Here is a 1,214-nt window from a genome sequence, read left to right on the forward strand (position 1 = left end):
GTATCTTTACCGCCCAGAGGGCGGCGTTACAATTATGTATTAAGTTCTGGATTCTCTAATTGCTTTACAGTTCTAGGGGAGCGATTATACCTAATAGTTCTTCCAGTATAAATTGCAGTAATGTTTGAGTTGCTAGTATTAAACCTAACCTTGCTTGAGCAAGTTTTGGTGTTTCTGTCTTCACTTCTCCCCAAATGCGACATTGACTATAAAACGTCTGGAAAGCATCGCTTAAAGTATTGGCTAATTTGATCGAATTTGTTAATTTATCGGTGCTTAGCCGCTCTTCAAAATTCTCGTTAAAAAGGGCGGCTAGAGTATCTAGAGTTATCAATAATTGGGAACTTAAATTAAGTTCTGCGGGGTGTACTAACCGCAGACAGTTGTTAGAATTTAGCCAGGGGATAGGGTTGGGATTGAGAATCTGCCAATATGGGACACTGGTTTGCCGATCGCACTCCACCAAATCTATAATACGATCGCGGTCAGCTAGTCGTAACAGAGAACAGCAACGAGCATGGCTATATTGAACTGGAAAGATGCGATCGCTTTCAATAAAGGCAGATTTAATTTCACTCTCTCCCTTTTCTAACATCTGTGGGGTGTCAGTGAGGTATTGTAACCAAGCGGCGATACTTACATCGGTTAATTCAAACAAAATCATCCCCGATGGCAAAACGGTAACGGTGAAATCTTCCTTACTTAAAAAGCTTCTATTTTTATTGTGTTTTTGGCATTTAGCCGCAAGCTGGGTAGCAACTTCGATCGCTGGTTGTTGCCATATATGAGCGAGTTTAAGCGCGATCGCAGATATGTATTGCACTCGCATAACATCTTTAGTGCGCTGTAAGGGTATTTCTTCACGCGCGATCGTAGGGGATGCGATCGCACTCTCTAGTCGTTTCAGCAACATACCTTTCGCGCCTAAAACTAAGATCGTACCCACCTCCTGCATTTTTGGTATCTCGTGCATAAGTCATGTATTCAGCTTTCTCGCATCTATAGCAACCGCCAAGGCGGTTAGGGGCTAGGGGCTAGGGGCTAGGGGCTAGGGGAAGAAGGGAAAGAAGGGGAAGAAGGGGAAGAAGGGAATAGAATCAGCGAGTTTGGTGGAACTCAGAACGTCCTAACTGCCAAGAAGGTTGTTATAATACCAATACCAAATCCAGGTTTACTACCCTCTTGATTGTCATTGCGAGCTCCGCGAAGCAATC

1 protein-coding gene is annotated in these 1,214 nt (G+C 43.7%); it reads right to left on the minus strand.

All coding sequences use genetic code 11. From position 1 onward, the window contains the following. Positions 1–64 precede the first annotated feature (64 nt). Positions 65–973: a DALR anticodon-binding domain-containing protein gene (locus PY364_RS02790; RefSeq protein ID WP_275520342.1), complete on the minus strand. Its 909-nt coding sequence runs from the start codon at positions 971–973 to the stop codon at positions 65–67. Positions 974–1,214 lie beyond the last annotated feature (241 nt).

The organism is Kamptonema sp. UHCC 0994 (genome assembly GCF_029167235.1).
In the GTDB taxonomy this organism is placed as follows: Bacteria; Cyanobacteriota; Cyanobacteriia; order Cyanobacteriales; family Microcoleaceae; genus Kamptonema.

Coding starts and splice junctions, on each gene's coding strand:
- PY364_RS02790 (WP_275520342.1), bottom strand. CDS start 973: ATGCACGAGATACCAAAAATGCAGGAGGTGGGTACGATCTTAGTTTTA.